Origin of the sequence: Streptomyces sp. NPDC056061 (assembly GCF_042266885.1) — a bacterium.
Lineage (GTDB): Bacteria > Actinomycetota > Actinomycetes > Streptomycetales > Streptomycetaceae > Streptomyces.
The window spans coordinates 99,521-116,381 of the sequence record NZ_JBHJWQ010000010.1 but is presented as its reverse complement, the minus strand read 5'-3'; the positions used below and the strand labels follow the sequence as shown (position 1 = coordinate 116,381).

General features: G+C 71.9%; 13 protein-coding genes and 1 riboswitch. Of the genes, 11 read left to right on the top strand and 2 right to left on the bottom strand.

The features are described from left to right. The first annotated feature begins 237 nt into the window (after window positions 1-237). The 7 genes from ACFC79_RS17040 to ACFC79_RS17010 all read left to right on the top strand — a co-directional run bounded on the left by ACFC79_RS17040 (window position 238) and on the right by ACFC79_RS17010 (window position 10,695). On the top strand, window positions 238-744 hold the full coding sequence (locus ACFC79_RS17040) for a pyridoxal-phosphate dependent enzyme (protein ID WP_376240813.1): 507 nt from the start codon (window positions 238-240) through the stop codon (window positions 742-744). Between the two features lie 76 nt (window positions 745-820). Continuing rightward, the gene (locus tag ACFC79_RS17035; protein ID WP_376240811.1) at window positions 821-2,050 is read left to right on the top strand and encodes an MFS transporter; all 1,230 of its coding nucleotides are present in this window, start codon (window positions 821-823) and stop codon (window positions 2,048-2,050) included. Window positions 2,051-2,187: 137 nt separating this feature from the next. Next, a complete protein-coding gene (locus ACFC79_RS17030) occupies window positions 2,188-2,553 on the top strand; it encodes a hypothetical protein (protein ID WP_376240809.1) in 366 nt (121 codons plus the stop codon). 12 nt (window positions 2,554-2,565) lie between these two features. Continuing rightward, window positions 2,566-3,381 (top strand): class I SAM-dependent methyltransferase, encoded by an 816-nt coding sequence (locus ACFC79_RS17025; RefSeq protein WP_376240807.1) that lies wholly within the window; start codon window positions 2,566-2,568, stop codon window positions 3,379-3,381. Continuing rightward, window positions 3,378-6,674, top strand: coding sequence for an amino acid adenylation domain-containing protein (locus ACFC79_RS17020; protein WP_376240805.1), 3,297 nt, complete (start codon window positions 3,378-3,380; stop codon window positions 6,672-6,674). Before ACFC79_RS17025 ends, ACFC79_RS17020 begins: the two co-directional genes overlap by 4 nt. After that, window positions 6,671-8,425, top strand: coding sequence for an amino acid adenylation domain-containing protein (locus ACFC79_RS17015; protein WP_376240804.1), 1,755 nt, complete (start codon window positions 6,671-6,673; stop codon window positions 8,423-8,425). The genes ACFC79_RS17020 and ACFC79_RS17015 overlap by 4 nt, the downstream gene beginning before the upstream one ends. After that, complete coding sequence (locus ACFC79_RS17010) at window positions 8,422-10,695, top strand: M20/M25/M40 family metallo-hydrolase (protein ID WP_376240802.1); 2,274 nt, start codon at window positions 8,422-8,424, stop codon at window positions 10,693-10,695. The genes ACFC79_RS17015 and ACFC79_RS17010 overlap by 4 nt, the downstream gene beginning before the upstream one ends. Window positions 10,696-10,988: 293 nt before the next feature. Here the strand turns inward: ACFC79_RS17010 and ACFC79_RS17005 are convergent, their stop codons facing one another. Further along, window positions 10,989-11,834, bottom strand: coding sequence for an MIP/aquaporin family protein (locus tag ACFC79_RS17005; RefSeq protein ID WP_376241012.1), 846 nt, complete (start codon window positions 11,832-11,834; stop codon window positions 10,989-10,991). Window positions 11,835-12,055: 221 nt separating this feature from the next. Here ACFC79_RS17005 and ACFC79_RS17000 point away from each other — a divergent pair, with 221 nt between their 5' ends. The 3 genes from ACFC79_RS17000 (at window position 12,056) to ACFC79_RS16990 (ending at window position 14,617) form a co-directional block, all read left to right on the top strand. After that, complete coding sequence (locus tag ACFC79_RS17000; protein WP_376240800.1) at window positions 12,056-12,475, top strand: hypothetical protein; 420 nt, start codon at window positions 12,056-12,058, stop codon at window positions 12,473-12,475. A 102-nt stretch (window positions 12,476-12,577) separates the two neighbouring features. Further along, the gene (locus ACFC79_RS16995; RefSeq protein WP_376240798.1) at window positions 12,578-13,237 is read left to right on the top strand and encodes a DUF305 domain-containing protein; all 660 of its coding nucleotides are present in this window, start codon (window positions 12,578-12,580) and stop codon (window positions 13,235-13,237) included. A gap of 442 nt (window positions 13,238-13,679) precedes the next feature. Next, window positions 13,680-13,866, top strand: a riboswitch (cyclic di-AMP (ydaO/yuaA leader). Window positions 13,867-13,870: 4 nt separating this feature from the next. Beyond that, window positions 13,871-14,617 carry a transglycosylase SLT domain-containing protein gene (locus ACFC79_RS16990; protein WP_376240796.1) on the top strand — a complete coding sequence of 249 codons (747 nt, stop codon included), beginning with the start codon at window positions 13,871-13,873 and terminating at the stop codon, window positions 14,615-14,617. 142 nt (window positions 14,618-14,759) lie between these two features. Here the strand turns inward: ACFC79_RS16990 and ACFC79_RS16985 are convergent, their stop codons facing one another. Further along, the gene (locus ACFC79_RS16985; protein ID WP_376240794.1) at window positions 14,760-15,077 is read right to left on the bottom strand and encodes a hypothetical protein; all 318 of its coding nucleotides are present in this window, start codon (window positions 15,075-15,077) and stop codon (window positions 14,760-14,762) included. Window positions 15,078-15,426: 349 nt separating this feature from the next. Between ACFC79_RS16985 and ACFC79_RS16980 the strand changes: the two genes are divergently transcribed. Then, window positions 15,427-16,824, top strand: coding sequence for an APC family permease (locus ACFC79_RS16980; RefSeq protein WP_376240793.1), 1,398 nt, complete (start codon window positions 15,427-15,429; stop codon window positions 16,822-16,824). The last annotated feature ends 37 nt before the right edge of the window (window positions 16,825-16,861 follow it).

Sequence of the window (16,861 nt, the reverse complement as noted above, 5' to 3'; positions counted from 1 at the left end):
CCCGCTCCCTCGCCCCGGGTGCTCAGCCCCGGCAGGACCACCGGGGCGACGGGGGACGACGGGCCGGACACGGAGCGTTCCGGCGGGCGTCAAGCCGGGTTCCTGCCAACGGCGGGCGGAACCCCGCATGAGGGCGTGTTGACGCCGGGCCGGGCGTGTCTATGGTCTGAGGGCGCACAGCGAGGCATGCCGGCCGGACCGCGGAAAAGGTCCACGAGTCATCGCACAGGGGGAAGCGTGCCGCGTGTCCAGCCCGTCCTCGCACGGGCTCTTCGCCGAACTCCCCTGCTCCACCCGGACGTCGCCCACCGGGGCGGGGCACGGCGTCCGGGACTGAAGCCGGAGCAGTACGGTCCCACCGGATCGGTGAAGGACCGCAGCGCCGTCGCACTGGTGCGGGCACTGCACGACGAACGGCCGCCCGCCCCCGGAACAGCGGTGGTGGAGTCCACCGCGGGCAATCTCGCCCTCGCCCACCTGCTGTCCGCCGTCGACTGCTCGTTCCTGGCCGTGATCGGCCTCAAGACCCCGCCCGCCACCCGCCGCATGCTCGCCGAACGCGGCGCCCGCACCGTGGTCGTCGACGAACCGGACGGCCGGGGCGGCTACCTGCTGAGCCGGCTGCGCACGGTGCGCGAACCGTGCGAGGGCAACCCCGCCTGCCGCCGTCCCGACCAGTACGAGAACCCGGCCTCGCCCGACATCCACCGCCGCACCACTGGGCGGACCGACAGGGCATCGTGAAGGAGGTCGTCGCCGCCATGGAACAACTGCGGTGCGAGGGCCTCCACTTCGACCGGAAGCACCAGGAGCACTGACCATGGGCACGAGCACCACCACCCTCGACCGCCGGGGGAGGGACCCGGGCTACCGGCAGTTCCTGCCGCTGGTCCAGGGCGCCACACTGATCGAGTGGACGGGGACGGGGCTGTTCCTCGCCGTCTCGACCATCTACTTCGTCAAGGTCGCCCATCTCAGCACCTCCTCCGTCGGCACCGGCCTGACGATCGGCGGAACCGTCGCCGTCGTCGCCGCCGTGCCCATCGCCCGACTGGCCGGCCGCTTCGGTCCCAAGCCGGTGCTCATCGGTGTGATGCTGCTGCGCGCGCTGGCTACCATCGGCTACCTGTGGGTGGACGGCTGGTGGAGCTTCCTGCTCGTGGTCGCCGTCATCGCCGTCACCGAGCAGTCCTCGCCCCCGCTCGTGCAGTCGTACATCGGCGCGCGGGCCCCCAGGAGCCTGCGCGCGAAGGTCATGGCCGTGCAGCGCACCGTGGTCAACCTCGGCATCAGCCTGGGCGGGCTGATCGCCGGGGCCGCCCTCGGGTCCGGGTCGCCCGGGGCCTTCCGGCCGCTGCTGATCGGCGGCGCGATCGCCTACGTGGTGGTGGCCGCGGTCTACGCCACCGCGCGGGGCGAGGAGGCCGCGACCGTCGTCGAGAGCCCCCGTGTCGCCCCGCTCCTCAAGGACCGCAGGCTGCTCGGCTTCACCGCGTACAACGCACTGGTGTCGCTGTGGATGCCCGTGCTCAACGTGGCCTTCCCGCTGTGGCTGGTCACCGAGACCGATGTGCCGGAGCGCTACGTCGGCATCCTCTACGCCATCAACACCGTGCTGTGCATCGCCCTCCAGTACCCGCTCAACCGCTGCTACAGCACCACACGTCGGGCCTGGTACTCGTACGCGGCCGCAGCGCTGCTGCTCGCCCTCGGCGCGCTGGCCCTCGCCGCCGCGCCCGGCTTCGGCCGCGACGAGGCGCTGCTTGTGCTCGCGTCGGCCGTCGTCCTGCTGACGTTCGCCGAACTGCTCCAGGTCGGCGCCTCGTGGACGCTCTCCTTCGACCTGGCACCGGAGCGGGCCCGCAGCGCGTACCTGGTGCTCTTCAACACCAGCCGAACCGTCGCCAACCGGGTCGCCGGCCCGGTGCTCATGACCGGCGTCGTCCTCGCCCTCGGCACGGCGGGCTGGGTCGCACTCGCCTGCGTACTGCTGCTCGGCGCGCTCGTCCCCTTCGTGATGCTGCGTGCCCGCCGAGGCACCGACGACTGAACCACCCCGCACGCGTTCCTCCCCGGCACCGAAACCGGCGATGCCCCATCGCGCCACGTCGTACCCCACCGGCACCACGTCCCACCGGCACCACATCCCCGCAGCACCGGACCTCACGCCAAGGAGCCCCGCCCGCCATGGACTTCGCGCACCATCCGGACAGCCACTTCCGCTACCTGACCCGTGCGGACGTGATCGAGGCAGCCCGCGGCCTCGACATCGTGACCGTCGTGGCAGAGGCCCTCACCCTGCACTCCGCCGGACAATCCCTCCTTCCCGAGGAGGCGTACCTCGGCTGGACCACTTTCCGGGGGGACTCGACCCGGCTGCCGGCCATGCCGGGCGCGCTCGTCCGGGACGGCCTGCCTCCGGTCGTCGGCATGAAGACCATCAACGCGTCGATCGGCAACCCGTTCGGCATGTCGGTCCTCGGCGTGGCCGTCGCCGACAAGGTCCTCGCCCGCGCCGAAGCCGCCGACCTGGGCTCCCGGCTCACACTCTGAAGGGGGAACCGCATGACGATCGACGAGAACGTCCAGGAGATCAACCGCACCATGTGGTCCTACGGCGAGTACCGGCACGTCGCCGACCTGTTGCGGCCCGGGGCCGAGGAACTGGTCGCCCGCCTCGCCCCCGAAGCGGGCACCCGCCACCTCGACGTCGCCACCGGGAACGGCAACGTCGCGCTGCTGACCGCGCTGCGCGGCTGCCGGGTCACCGGACTCGACCTCACCGACGAGTTCTTCCCCGATGCCCGCCAGCGGTTCGCCGAGGCCGGGGCCGAGGTGGAACTGCACCGGGGCGACGCACAGGAACTCCCCTTCGCCGACGCCTCGTTCGACCTGGTCACCTCCACCTACGGCATCCAGTTCGCACCCGACCACGCCGCGTCGTCGGGCGAGACGGCGCGCGTGCTGCGACCGGGCGGCCGGATCGGCATGTGCAACTGGACGGCCCGCAGCTGGACCGCCCACTTCCAGGAGATCCTCTCCGCCTACTTCCCCTCGCCCAACGGACACCAGGGCCAGCCCATGCTGTGGGGCTCCCCGGACCACCTCGCCGAACTCTTCGGGGACGACTTCACCATCACCTCCGAACGACGGGAACTCTTCTACCCGTTCGCCACCGCCGAGGACCTGGTCGCCTTCTTCGAGAACTGCTTCGGACCCTGCATCGCCGCCAGGAACACCATCTCGCCGCCCGCGCGCTGGAAGGAACTGCGCGCGGAAATGGCCGAGATGACCGAGGGCTTCCACACCACCGACGAGCGGGGCACGGGCGTGCCGGTCGAGTACCTGCTCGTCGTGGCCGAGAAGAAGGACACCCGGTGACCCGCATACCCGACCACTATCCGGTGCTCCCGCTGGCCGAGGGAGCCGCGGAGGCGGCCGTCGCCGCCGCACTGACCCGCCACGAGCCGTACGAACTCGGCGATGCGGTCCACGCCCACGTCGACCGCCACGCCGCCGCCCACCCCGACCGCGTGGCCGTCGAACACGGGAACACCACCCTCACCTACGCCGAACTCGCCGACCGGGCGCACCGCATCGCCGCGCAACTCGCCGCCGCCGGAGTCTCGCAGGGCCGGATCGTCGCGGTCGGCGGACGGCGCGGCGGCGACGTCGTCACGGCGTTCCTCGCCCTGGAACTCCTCGGCGCCGTCTACCTGCCGCTCGACGCGGGCTGGCCCGCGGCCCGCGTCGAGGCGCTGCTCGGCGACAGCGGCGCCGCCCTCGTACTGACCACCGGAGAACCGGAGGACAGCGTCGAACTCGTCAAGGGAGCGCGCGCCGCCGGTGTCCCCACCACGGCGCCGCGACCGGCGGACACCCCGTACACCCGGGCCGCACCGCCGGCCCCCGACGAGGTGCGCTACGTCCTCTACACCTCCGGCTCCACCGGCCGCCCCAAGGCCGCCGTCGTCGAGCACCGGGGCATGCTCAACCACCTCCGGGCCAAGGCCGACGACCTCTCGCTGACCCCGGAGGACCGGCTGGCCCAGACCGCACCGCTCGGCTTCGACGTCTCCGTCTGGCAGATGCTCGCCCCGCTCCTGGTCGGCGGCCGGGTCCAGGTCCTCGACGACGAACAGGCCCAGGACGGTGCCCTGCTCCTGGCGGAAATCCGCGCGCGCGGCACCACGGTCCTGGAGACGGTGCCCACCCTCGTCCGCTTCCTCCTCGACGCCCACGACCGCACCGCGACCCCACCCCTCGCGCTGCGCTGGATGATCGCCACCGGCGAGGAGTTACCGCCCTCCCTGGCCGCACGCTGGCACGCCGCCCTGCCCGGCATCGGGCTGCTCAACGCCTACGGCCCCACCGAATGCTCGGACGACGTCACCCATGCCGTGCTCGGCCCGCCGGACGCCGGGGCGCGCCACCTGCCGATCGGGACACCCATCGGCAACGCCGAACTGTACGTCCTGCGCGCCGAGGAGGGGCTCTGGCACGCCTGCGCGCACGGCGAGACGGGGGAACTGTTCGTCGGCGGCCTCGTCGTCGGCCGCGGCTACCTCGGCGACCCGGAGCGCACCGCCCGTGCCTTCTTCACCGACCCGTTCCGCGACGGCGGCGGCCGCCTCTACCGCACCGGGGACGCGGTCCGCGTGCGCCCCGACGGCCAACTGGAGTACCTGGGGCGGATCGACCGGCAGGTGAAACTCGGCGGCGTGCGCATGGAACTCGCCGAGATCGAGGCCGTGCTCGGCGACCACCCCGCGGTCGTCGGCTGCGCCGTCACCGTCCACACCCCGCAGGACGACGGCGCCCTGGTCGCCCGCGAGAGCGCCCACACCCCGTCGGACGCCCGGTCGCCCCGGCTCGTCGCCCACCTGACCACCACCGGCGACGAGATATCGGAGCGAGCACTCCGCGCCCACCTGGCCGAGCGGCTCCCCGCACCGATGGTGCCGCACACCTTCGTCGTCCTGCCCCGCATCCCGCTCACCCGCAACGGCAAGACCGACTACGGGGCACTGCCGGCCCCGCCGCGCCGCAGCCGTCCCGACGACCGCCCCTACACCCCGCCGCGCGGCGGGGCGGAGACCGCGATCGCGAGCCTCGTCGCCGAGCTCCTCGGCACCGGGCGGGTCGGCCGCGACGACCCCTTCCTGGCCCTGGGCGGTGACTCGCTCCAGGCCATGCGGCTGGTCGCGGCGCTGCGGGAGCGAGGATCGGCCGCGGGCCTGCGCGACGTGCTGCGCGACGGCAGTCCCGCCGCGCTCGCCGCACTCGGAGGCCACCGGCCCGCGACGACCGGCACCCGCACCGGGCGGGCACCGGACGCCCCGCGCGCCCGGCCGCTCACCCCGCAGCAGGCCGGGGTGTACTTCCACTGGCGGCTCGACCCGCTCAGCCCCTCCTACAGCTACCAGGGCTTCCTGGAACTCGACGGTCCGCTGGACGTGCCCCGGTTCGCCCGGGCCTGGGACCTGCTGCTCGCCGAGAACCCGCAGCTCCTGGCACGCTTCGCCGAGCCCGACGAACCGGGCGGCGAGGAGGTCGTGCACCAGTACCCGCACTGGCGGGTGCCGCTGGCCGGGCCGGTCCACGACCTCACCGAGCAGGAGTTCCGCGCCGTCGCCGCCGAGGAGGCCGCCCGGCCCTTCGACCTGCTCGCCGAACCGGCCCTGCGCGCCGCCCTCTTCCGCCTCCCCGGCGGGCGGCACCGGCTGCTCGTCACCATGCACGAACTGCTGCTCGACGGCTGGGGCGCCACCGTGCTCCTCCAGCGGCTCGCCGAACTGTACGAGCGGTGCCCCGCCGGTCCCGACCCGGAACGCGCCGACCGGTACGACCGGTATCTCGACCACCTCGCGTCCCGGTTGACGACCGAGGAGGTCACCGAGGCGGGGGAGTACTGGCAGCGCCGCCTCTCGGGCCGGCTCCCGGCACTCCAGATCGCCCAGAAGCGGCGCCCCGCCACCCCCACCTACCGCGGCGACATCGTCGAGGCGGTCGTCGACGAGGACCTCTCGCGGCGGCTCGGCGACACCGCACTGTCCGCCTCCGCCACCGTCTTCGTGCCGCTGCTCGCCGCGTACGCACTGGCGCTGAGCTACTACGGCGACGCCGATGAAGTGATCGTCGGCGCCCCCATGGCGGGCCGCGAACAGCCGGAGGCGGCAGGGGTCCCCGCGTTCACCCTCGCCATGCTGCCGCTGCGGCTGCCGGTCGACCCGGCCGTGACCCTCGGCGCCTTCACCGCCCAGGTGCGCGAGACGGTCCACGACGCGTACGCCGCGGCCGAGTACCCCTTCGGCTGGACCCTGCGACGGCTGCCCGCAGCCGTCCGCAGCGCCTCGGCGACACCGGTCTTCCAGACCATGCTCAACATGCTTCCGTACCCGGCACGCGCCACCACGGCCGCCGGCGTCGGATTCCGCTTCGTCGAACTGGACACCGGCTTCACCAAGTACGACTGCGCGCTGTACGTCCAGCCGCACGGCCCCGGACGACTCCTGCTGCAGTACGCCTACCAGCGGGAACTGCTCGACGCCCCGGCAGCCCGCAACGTACTGGAATCCACGTTGATCGCGCTGCGGGCCCTGACCGACCCGCGCCGCGCGGGGCACACCACCGTCCGCTCCCTCGATCTGATGCCCGGAGGCGATCAACGATGACCGCGCCGACCCTGCTGGAACGCCTGGCGGAACAGGTGGCCGCCCGCCCCGGTGCCGTGGCCCTGCGTCACCGCGGCGCCGACCTCACCTATCGCGAACTCGACGACTGGAGCGGCAGACTGGCCGCCCGGCTCGCCGCCAAGGGGACCGGCCCGGGCAGCATCGTGGCACTCGCCGCACAGCGTGGCCCGGCCGCGGTCGCCGGGGTCCTCGCCGTGCTCAGGACGGGCGCCGCCTACCTCGGACTGGACCCCGCGATCCCCGCACGGCGACAGCGTCGCATGGTGGAGGAGACCGGGCCGCACTGTGTGCTGGCCGAGCCCGGACTCGACCAGTTCCCGACCCTGGACGTACCCCGCGTCACGCTCGCACCGCTCGCCGACGGCCCGCTGCACCGGGCCCCGGAGCACGAACCCGACGATGACGCGCTGTTCCACGTCGTGTACACCTCCGGCACCACCGGAAACCCCAAGGGCGTGCGGATCAGCAGGCGTTCGGTCCGCGGCAGGCTGGAGTGGATGTGGCAGGACCACCCCTTCGGCGAGAACGCGGTGCTCGCCGTCCAGAAGTCCCTCGCCCTGGTCGCCTCGCCCTGGGAACTGCTGGGCGGACTGCTCCGGGGCGTCCCGTCCATCGTGCTCGACACCGACGAACTGCTGGACCCGGCCCTGTTCGCCGAGACGGTCCGGCGGGAGCGGATCACCCACCTCTTCCTGACCCCGCAGCTGATCGCGGGCCTGCTGGAGGAGAGCGCGCGGCTGCCGGACGGGCACCGGCCGGTCCTGGTCACCAGCGGTGCCGACATCCTGCCGGTCGACACCGTCCGGCGCTTCCGGGAGGTCTGGCCCGACGCCACCCTGCTGAACCTCTACGGCATGACGGAGACGGCCTCCAACGTCGCCGCGTACGACACCGCCCGCATGCCCGCCGACGCCGAACGCGTCCCCGTCGGCAGCCCCGTGGCGGGCGCCTCGCTCTCCGTCCGCGACCGGCTCGGCCGACGGCTTCCCCCCGGCACCACGGGCGAGGTGTGGGTCTCGGGCCCGCCGCTGGCGCTCGGCTACCTCGGCGGCGACAGCGAGGAACGCTTCACCACGGACCCGGACGGCCACCGGCACCACCGGACCGGCGACCGGGGCCGCCTGCTGCCGGACGGCGCACTGGAGATCGCCGGCCGCGCCGACAACCAGATCAAGGTGCGCGGCCACCGCGTGGAGCTGGAGGAGATCGAGTCCACCCTGCGCAAGGCGCCGGGCGTCACCGACACCGGTGCGTACGCCGAGACCGAGAACGGCGAGGCACGCGTCGTCGCCTGTTTCACCGCCGACGAGGAGACCGCGCCCGCCGCGCTCCGCGGCCACCTGCGCGACCGGCTGCCCGACTACATGCTGCCCGCCCGCCTCCAGCGGGTGCCGCGGCTCCCGTCGGGCACCAACGGCAAGCTCGACCGCACCGCCCTGCGCGCCCTGGTGGACGGCATCGGGCAGGAACGCACCTCCGGGTTCACCCCGTCCGACGCCACCGAGGCCGCCGTCGCCGCGCTCTGGGAGGAACTGCTCGGCGCACCTCCGGCCGCGGCCGACCAGAACTTCTTCGACGCGGGCGGCCACTCGCTGCTCGCCGTCCGCCTCGCCAACCGTTTGGCGGCCCCGGCGGGCCGACGAGTCCCCCTGCGCCGCATCCTCGGCGCACCCACCGTCACCGCGATCGCCGCACTGTGCCGCGAGACGCGACAGGAGGACCGGATATGACGACCCCTTGGCTGAGCCTGCCGGAGCCGACACCACAGAACGGGGGAGCGGTCGACACGCTCGTCGTCTGCTTCGCCCCCACCGGCGCCCACGGGGCGGCCTTCGCCGCCTGGCGCGGTCTGCTGCCCGGGAACACCGTCCTCGCCCTCGTCACCCCGCCCGGCCGCGGCACCCGCGTCGACGAGGAACCCGTCACCGACATGACCGTCCACGCGGACACCGTCGCCGCCGAGATCCGCGCGCTGTGGGAGGGGCGACGGGTGGTGCTGATCGGGGTCAGCCTCGGTGCGCTGCTCGCCTACGAGACGTGCTGCCGGCTGATCGACGCCCACGTGCCGGTCGCCAGGCTGTGCGCGGTCGCCGGGCAGTGCCCCGGCGACTTCCACGGCGACGGCCGCGAGATCACCGTCGAGGACGCGCGCGCCTTCGTCGTGGGGACCGGCCTGACCGACCCGGAACTGCTGGCCGACGCCGAGTTCGAGGAGGTGCTGCTGCCCCCCGTCATCGCCGATCTGCGGCTCGCCGCCGGGTACGACGGCGGCCGGTCGGCCGTTCCGCATGTCGACCTGCGCGCGGTCTGGGCCACCGACGACCCGCACGTCCCCGAGGTGACGGTGCGCCGCTGGGCCGACTGGACCCGCGCCGCGTTCACGACACGGTCCGTCGAGGGCGGTCACTACATCCACCAGGAGGACCCGGCGGCCGTCATCGCCGCCTGTCTGGACGACCTACCCGGCGCCCGGCCCTCCCGGCGTTCCGTCCTGGGCGCCGGTGCGACCGCCGCCGCGGGCACCCTGCTCGGACTCGGCGCGGCGACGGCGGGTGCCCCACGGGCCTCGGCCGCCGTGCCCGCGGCGGCCGACGGGGCCTACGACGGGGACCCCACCGACCCGGTGGAACTCGCCGTCGCCATGATCCGCCAGGACACCGGCAACCCCGGCGACGGGGCCGTCACCGAGCCGTACGCGCGGATGCTCCAGGACATCTTCCGCGCCGCCGGGGTGGCCACCGAGATCGTGCCCACCCCCAAGGACGGCAACGTCCACTTCTTCGCCCGCGTCCCCGGCACCGGGACGCACCGCAAGAAGCCGCTGGTCCTGCTCGGCCACTCCGACGTCGTCCCGGCCGTCGGCGATGCCTGGACGACGGAACCCTTCGCGGGGAGCATCGTGGACGGCAAGCTGTACGGGCGCGGCGCGCTCGACATGAAGGGCGTCAACGCGGCCTTCGTCGCCGCGCTGCTGCGACACGTCCGCGAGGGTGCCGTCTTCGACCGCGACATCGTCTTCTGGTCCGACTGCGACGAGGAACAGGGACCCCACGGTGTGGCCTGGTTCCTCAAGGAGCATCCGGGCAGGGTCGATGCGGGCGCGGTCGTCACCGAGGGCGGCTGGGTGCTCGACCAGCACGACGGCACCGGGCCCATGATCGCGTCGCTCACCTGCAACGACAAACGGTCCCTGCTGCTGCGTCTGGAGACGTCCGGGTACGCCACCCACACCTCCAAGCCGTTCACCGGACAGGCCGTGATCCGGCTGGGTGAGGCGCTGGACCACCTGGGGGACTGGCGGGCCCACATCCGGCCCAACGCGCTCTCCCGCCGCTACTTCGCCGAACTCGCCGAGGCCACCACCGACCGGTCGTTCGCCGAGGCGGTCCGTCGGATGCTCGACGCCCGCTCCGAACCGCGGCGGGACCGGGCGGGCGAGGAGGTGGTCCGGCTCAGCCGGACCCCGGAACTGCACAACGCGATGCTCCGGACCACCCTCGCCTTCACCTCGGCACGGTCCGGCTACTACCCGAGCATCGTGCCGGGCACCGCCACCGCCGAGTTCCGGGCCGCCTTCCTGCCCGGCGCCGACGACCCCGGCCGTATCGTCGCCGAACTGCGCGCGTACATCGGCAACCGGGCGACACTGACCGTGGTCGGGAACCCTGGCGAGAGCGAGCAGCAGGCACTGGACCGGCTCCGCGGTCATCTCGCCACGCCCGACTCGGACCACGACACCGACGTCTTCCGCGCCTGGCAGTCGGCCGTGCGCCGGACCCATCCCGGAGTACGCGCCACCGCCTGCCAGTTCGAGGCCGTGACCAGCGCCGTCCCGTTCCGGGAACGGAACATACCCGTCTACGGCATGTACCCGTTCACCGTGGATCGCGACATGCTCAAGCGCATGCACGGCACCGACGAGCACATCGGCGTCGAGGCCCTGCGGCAGGGCACCGAGACGGTGTACGAGATGCTCGCCGGGCTGCGCACACGGGCCTGAGCCGAGCGCCTGGTGGTGGGGTGCCGGGCCGGGCATCCCACCACCACGCGGAAGCCGTGCCCAGTCCAACCCGACCCGGCCGAGGGCGCGCTCGACCGCCCTCTCGCCGTTCTCGTGCCCCTGGGCGCGCGCCGCTCCTCGCTCCGCTGCGGCTCCCGGCGCAGCGACTCCCGCCGGTGCGCGCGCAACCCGCCCTCGTCGCACCGGAAACCCGTCGCCGGACCGGCGGCGTACGGGGCCCCGGCCCCGATCCGCTGCCTCTCCGGGGTCGGCGCCCGGCGACGGATCGGTCGTCACTTCTCCTGCGGTGTGGGAATGCTGCCCTCCGGCTCGGGTTCCGCCGCGGGGATGAAACGGCCCACGAGATGCTTGTACAGGAAGGCGCCGACCAGGCCGCCCACGAGCGGGCCCACGATCGGAACCCAGAAGTAGAAATTCCCGTACTGGTCGCGCCACGCGCCTCCGTACCCGGTCAGGAAACTCGCCAGCCGGGGCCCGAAGTCACGGGCGGGATTGATCGCGTAACCCGCGTTCGTTCCGAATGCCATACCGATGGCCACCACGACGAGCCCCACGACGAACGGACTGAGGTTGGCCCCCGGTGGCATATTGAGAAGATCGGTGACCGCGAAGATCAGCAGGATGAGAATGGCGGTACCGATGACCTGGTCCCGCAATGCCCCCCATTCGGATACGGGAAGTGCGGTGTTTCCGTTGGCCGGCAGCGTCGAGAAGACGAATTGCGTCTTGATGGTGTGTCCGGGGTCGGCCCTCGCCAGCGCCTCGGTGTAATTCCAGCGCACCACCAGTGCGCCGACGAAGGCTCCCACGAGCTGCGCGAGGGAATAGGGTGCGACCTTTCTCCAGGGGAAGTCCTTGAAGGCTGCGAGCGAGAGCGTCACGGCGGGATTGAGATGCGCGCCGCTCAGCCTGCCCGCCACGTAGATGCCCAGGGTGACCCCGAGGCCCCAGGCCCAGGCGATGCTGTCGTGATTCCCGAGGCCGCCCGGCGGGTCGGTGAGCGCCCCGCCGGCGACGACCTGGGCCACCACACCGCAGCCGAAGAGGATGAGAATCAGCGTTCCGGCGAACTCCGCCGCGAGTTCCCCGCCGATTCCCGACAACTTGAGCCGCTCCATGGGGATCTCGCTTCCTGTCAGGTCACGGCGGGTGGCGGCATTGATCCACATATGAGCGTAGGTGCCGGGAAACGCTTCCGCACGCGGTGGTGGTGCGAAGGCGAGGGACGTCGCCGCGGCGTCGCGGCGCGGAGGGCGGGGTGCCATGGGGCGGTAAACCCCATGGGGGTATTGTCGGCCGGAACCGCAGGGCTCGTACGACCGAGGATGCCGAGGCAGCCGTGAATCGCAGGTGGACACGCACACCGGGAGCACTCCGGCTGCTCGTCCTCTGTGCCGTCCTGTGCGGGATGTTCCTGATGCACGGGGCCCCGGCGAGCGCGGTGGAGGGCTGCCACGACGCCATGGCCATGAGTGCGGCACCGCCCGTGCCCGTGCGGGCGGGGACCGGACCCCTCGCGCAGGCGGACGAACGCGGCACCGTCCACGCGGCGCCCGACCTGCCCGGCGCGACCGGCGAGTCCTGCGTGTCGACCCAGGCCCGGGACCGGCTGGTGCCGCTGCCGGCGGCGCTGGGATCCGTGCTCCTGGCCGCGTGGTTCCTCCCGGGGCGCGGTGGTGCCCCCCGCGGACCGGTGCGGCGGGGGCCGCCGTACGCAGGAAGAGGGCTGTTGCTCCAGGTGTGTGTCGCGCGGACGTGACAGGTGGTTCGCCGGCCCCGGCCCCGGCCGGACCGGCAGGACGATCTGCCCGACTCCCGCGCGTCACCGATGTGGCGCCGACCACCTGGAAAGACACCTGTGATGTCAGTTTCTCCCACCCGTTCCGCGGCCGGCCGACGTGCGTCGCTCGCCGTCGCCGTGCTCGCCCTGGCGCTGACGGCCTGCGGTACCTCCGACGACTCCGGCGGCTCGTCCATGCCGGGCACGGAACACGCTTCCCCCGCAGCCTCCGCGCAGGTCACCCCCGGCGCGTTCAACGATGCGGACGTGGAGTTCGCGCAGCAGATGATCCCGCACCACCGTCAGGCCGTCGAGATGGCGGAGCTGGCCGACGGCCGTGCCGCCGATTCCGAGATCAAGGCGCTGGCCGCGGCGATCAAGAAGGCCCAGGACCCCGAGATCGACACCATGACGGGTTGGCTGAACGCCTGGGGCAGGCCACTGCCCGCGGTCTCGTCCTCGGCGGAGGACATGCCCGGCATGCATCACGGTCCGGACGGCTCGGGCATGCCCGGGATGATGTCCGGCAAGGACATGAATGATCTCGGGGCAGCCAAGGGCACGGACTTCGACAAGAAGTTCGCCCGGCTCATGATCGCGCACCACGAAGGCGCGGTCACCATGGCCGAGAGTGAACGGAAGAACGGCCGCGACGCCGATGCGAAGAAGCTCGCCGGAGCTGTCGTCGCCGCGCAGACCGGCGAGATCGAGAAGATGAACAAGATCCTCTCCAGGCTCTGAGCATCGTTGTGCGGGGCCGTCCGTCGTGTGATGACGGGCGGCCCCGCCGCGTGTCCGGGCGGTGCGCGGGCCTCGACCGCGGGCTCCGGCGGAGGCTCGCAGCCCGCAACACGCGGTCCGTAGCACGCAGACCGCCGAGGAATGTCGCAATGTGGGCGATTTGCCCTTAATTATAATTTTGGTCGATACGGGTAACTCGGGTATGTGATGCGGCCTTTGGCTGTCGGGTGAAATGTCCTTTTCGTGAATCCGTGGTGCGCGTCACACGAGGGCTTCGTCGCGGCTCGGTCCGTGCTCCGGTTCCCCTTTCGTGCGGGGACGGTTGGCTCCCTGGTGTGAGGTGGCTTACTGCGAATTGAATGAATTGATCATGCGGATCAATTGTGATCAAAAAATGCAGGCTTGTTTCATTCCGCTTTTCTCGCCTACGGTCACCGTCAATCCGGACGGAACGCCGAATCCTGCCGCCGTCCGAGAACCCGACCCACTCACGTACGGCAGGAGCGGGGGAACCAGGTAGGCCGCCGGTCCGGTATCCGGACCGGCTCGGGGTGAAGTCGCATTCGTGTGCGGCCGGACATCTCCAGTCCGAACCCGACAGCTCACCTCGCAGGCGGCGGAGAGGAATTCGCCATGACCGCAACGGGCAAGTACCGTCGCCACTCGTTCATTTCGCCGACCCGCGGCCTCATTGCCGCTGCGACGGGCGGAATGGCCCTCGTGCTCCCGCTGATCGGTGCCGGTTTCGCCTCGGCCGCTCCGGCGCAGGCCCCCACCGGAAAGGCCGTGGCATCCGCCGCGTCCGTCGTCGGACAGGTTCCCGCGCGCAATGCCGCACCTGCCACGCATTCCGTGATCGCGGGCGACACCCTTTCCAAGATCGCGCAGAAGTACTCCGTCGAGGGCGGCTGGCAGAAGCTGTACGAGGGCAATCGAGCCGTCATCGGCGGCAACCCCGCCCTGATCGTCCCGGGCATGAAGCTGGCCGTCGGCGCCGCCGCCGTACCGGCTGCGAGCGGCTCCGCGGCCGCGACCATCACCGCCGCGCCGGTCTCGTACCCGAACAACCTGGACGGCTGGATCAGGGAGTCGCTGGCCGTCATGGCCCGTCACAGCATCCCGGGCAGCTACGACGGCATCCACCGCAACATCATGCGGGAGTCCTCCGGCAACCCCCGGGCCATCAACAACTGGGACTCGAACGCCGCCGCCGGGACGCCGTCCAAGGGCCTCCTCCAGATCATCGAGCCGACCTTCCGTGCCTACCATGTGCCCGGCACCTCGCTGGACGGCTACGACCCGGTCGCCAACATCACCGCCGCGTGCAACTACGCCGCGGCCAAGTACGGCTCGATCGACAACGTGTTCGGCGCCTACTGATGCCCGCAGGCACCGGTTGACGGCCGGTGCGACACGGACGCGATGCGCCCCCGCGGAAGGCCGGACGGCCCGACGCGGGGGCGCATCGCGGGGCCGAAGGCGGGCGGCGCGAGCGCGCGTCGCCCCCGCGAGCGCCTGTCCCTCATTCCTGGGCGCTCCCTGCCGGGCGTTCCGGCGCCCGGAGCGGTGGTCGGGGAACCGTGGCCGCCGCACCCAGCCGGACCGACCGCACCACCGCGTCGTGGAGGCTTCGGCTGTCCTCCTCCGAATCGCAGGGCACGGGGCTGCCCGACATGGTGAACCAGTCGATCGCGCCCGTGTACTGCACGGTCACCTGAGCCGTGTCGTCGGCCCAGGTCGTATGAATGGTCAGGTCCCCGGTCAGGACACCGACCTCCTCGGTGAGCACGCCGCCGTGCCCGGAGAAAACACCACGAGTCGTCCATGACGCCCAAGCCATGCATCCAGGCTGGCACCTGGTCCGGCAACGCGCGACCCGCGGGCCGTGCCACCCGTGCGTCCCGGGGCGTCGTCGCCCGTTCCGGATGCCGGGACGGGCAAAACTTTCCATCCCGGCCGGCTGCGGTTCCCGCACATACCGACTACCGCAGGAAATGACGCACTTCTGTCGTCAAATCGTCGTGGTGCGATGCATCGACAACGAATTCCGTAGGTAAACAGCTCTTGACCTGCGGAACTCGTCGAGATTGCATGTCGCGCTGGGAGCGACGAAACCACACACCACGTCCTCGTCTGGAGGCGATACCGCTCCCTGCTCGAACATCACACCTGTCGATCGGAAACGCACGATGACCGAAACGCTCAGCGCTCCCCAGGCGCTCGCACCGGCGACCGGCCCCACCCCGCAGAAGCTCAAGCGTTCCATCGGCGTCGTGGGCGGGACACTGCTCACGCTGTCGTGCGTGACGCCCGCCTCGACCCTGTTCGTGGTCGTACCGGACCTGTTCTCCAGCCTGGGCACGTACACGGCACTCACCATCGCCATCGGCTCGCTGCTCTGCATCGCCGTCGCCTTCTGCTACTCGGAACTCGGCACCCTGATCCCGAGCGCGGGAGGCGAGTACGCCATGGTGTCGACCATGGCGGGACGGCTCGCCGGCTGGCTCGTCTTCGTGCTGTCCCTGCTCGTCGTGATGATCGTGCCTCCGGTCATCGCCATGGGCACGGCCGACTACCTCGCTCCCGTCGTGCACATCCCGGCCCCCGCGGCGGGCGCCGGGGTCATGCTGCTGGCCACCCTCGCCGGCCTGCTGGACCTGCGGGCCAACGCGTGGATCACCGGGATCTTCCTCGTCCTGGAGGTGATCGCCGCCGCCCTCGTCGCCGTTCTCGGCTTCGCCCACTCCGAGCGCGGAGCCTCCGCGCTGGTGCACGGTCAGGTCGCCTCCTCGGACGGCACGACCTCCACCGTGACCGCGATGATGGTGATCTCCGGACTCGCGATCGCGCTCTTCATCACCCAGGGCTTCTCCACCGCCGTCTACCTCTCGGAGGAACTGGAGAACCCGCGCCGCAACGTCGCCCGTACCGTGCTCGCCACCCTTGCCATCTCCAGCGCGGTCATCCTCGTTCCCGTCATCGCTCTCACGATGGGCGCCCCGGACCTCGCGGCACTGACCTCGGGCGACCTCAACACCATGATCGTCTCCTGGTCCAACTCGGCCGTCGGAACCTTCGTCAGCCTCTGCGTCGCCCTCGCCATCATCAACGCGGGCATCGTGATGGTCATCCAGAACTCACGGGTCCTGTTCGCCTCCGCCCGCGACAAGGCATGGCCCGAGCCGGTCAACCACGCACTGTCCAGGCTCGGTCGGTTCGGTTCCCCGTGGGTGGCCACCCTGCTCGTCGGCGTCCCCGGCGCGGCACTCTGCTTCGTCAACCTGGACACCCTGTACGGCGTCACCGGCGTCTCCGTCACCGGCATGTACCTGCTGGTCGCCGTCGCCGCCCTGCTCTGCCGCCGCGGCGCCCACCGCGAGGCGCCCGCCTGGCGCATGCCCCTGTGGCCGACGATCCCCGCCCTGCTCATCGTGGTGCTCGCGTACATCCTGATCCAGCAGGAGACCGAGTACCTGCTGTGGACCGGCGGCATCACCGCGGTCGCCACCCTCTACTGGGTGCTGTACCTGCGGCCCCGCCCGGGGACCCGCTGGCTGGTCAGCATCCCGGAGGACACGCAGTCCTGACCGCCGACGCCGCCGCGCACACCGGGGACGCGCCGCA

Coding starts and splice junctions, on each gene's coding strand:
- ACFC79_RS17035 (WP_376240811.1), top strand. CDS start 821: ATGGGCACGAGCACCACCACCCTCGACCGCCGGGGGAGGGACCCGGGC.
- ACFC79_RS17030 (WP_376240809.1), top strand. CDS start 2,188: ATGGACTTCGCGCACCATCCGGACAGCCACTTCCGCTACCTGACCCGT.
- ACFC79_RS17025 (WP_376240807.1), top strand. CDS start 2,566: ATGACGATCGACGAGAACGTCCAGGAGATCAACCGCACCATGTGGTCC.
- ACFC79_RS17015 (WP_376240804.1), top strand. CDS start 6,671: ATGACCGCGCCGACCCTGCTGGAACGCCTGGCGGAACAGGTGGCCGCC.
- ACFC79_RS17010 (WP_376240802.1), top strand. CDS start 8,422: ATGACGACCCCTTGGCTGAGCCTGCCGGAGCCGACACCACAGAACGGG.
- ACFC79_RS17005 (WP_376241012.1), bottom strand. CDS start 11,834: ATGGAGCGGCTCAAGTTGTCGGGAATCGGCGGGGAACTCGCGGCGGAG.
- ACFC79_RS16995 (WP_376240798.1), top strand. CDS start 12,578: ATGTCAGTTTCTCCCACCCGTTCCGCGGCCGGCCGACGTGCGTCGCTC.
- ACFC79_RS16990 (WP_376240796.1), top strand. CDS start 13,871: ATGACCGCAACGGGCAAGTACCGTCGCCACTCGTTCATTTCGCCGACC.
- ACFC79_RS16985 (WP_376240794.1), bottom strand. CDS start 15,077: ATGGCTTGGGCGTCATGGACGACTCGTGGTGTTTTCTCCGGGCACGGC.
- ACFC79_RS16980 (WP_376240793.1), top strand. CDS start 15,427: ATGACCGAAACGCTCAGCGCTCCCCAGGCGCTCGCACCGGCGACCGGC.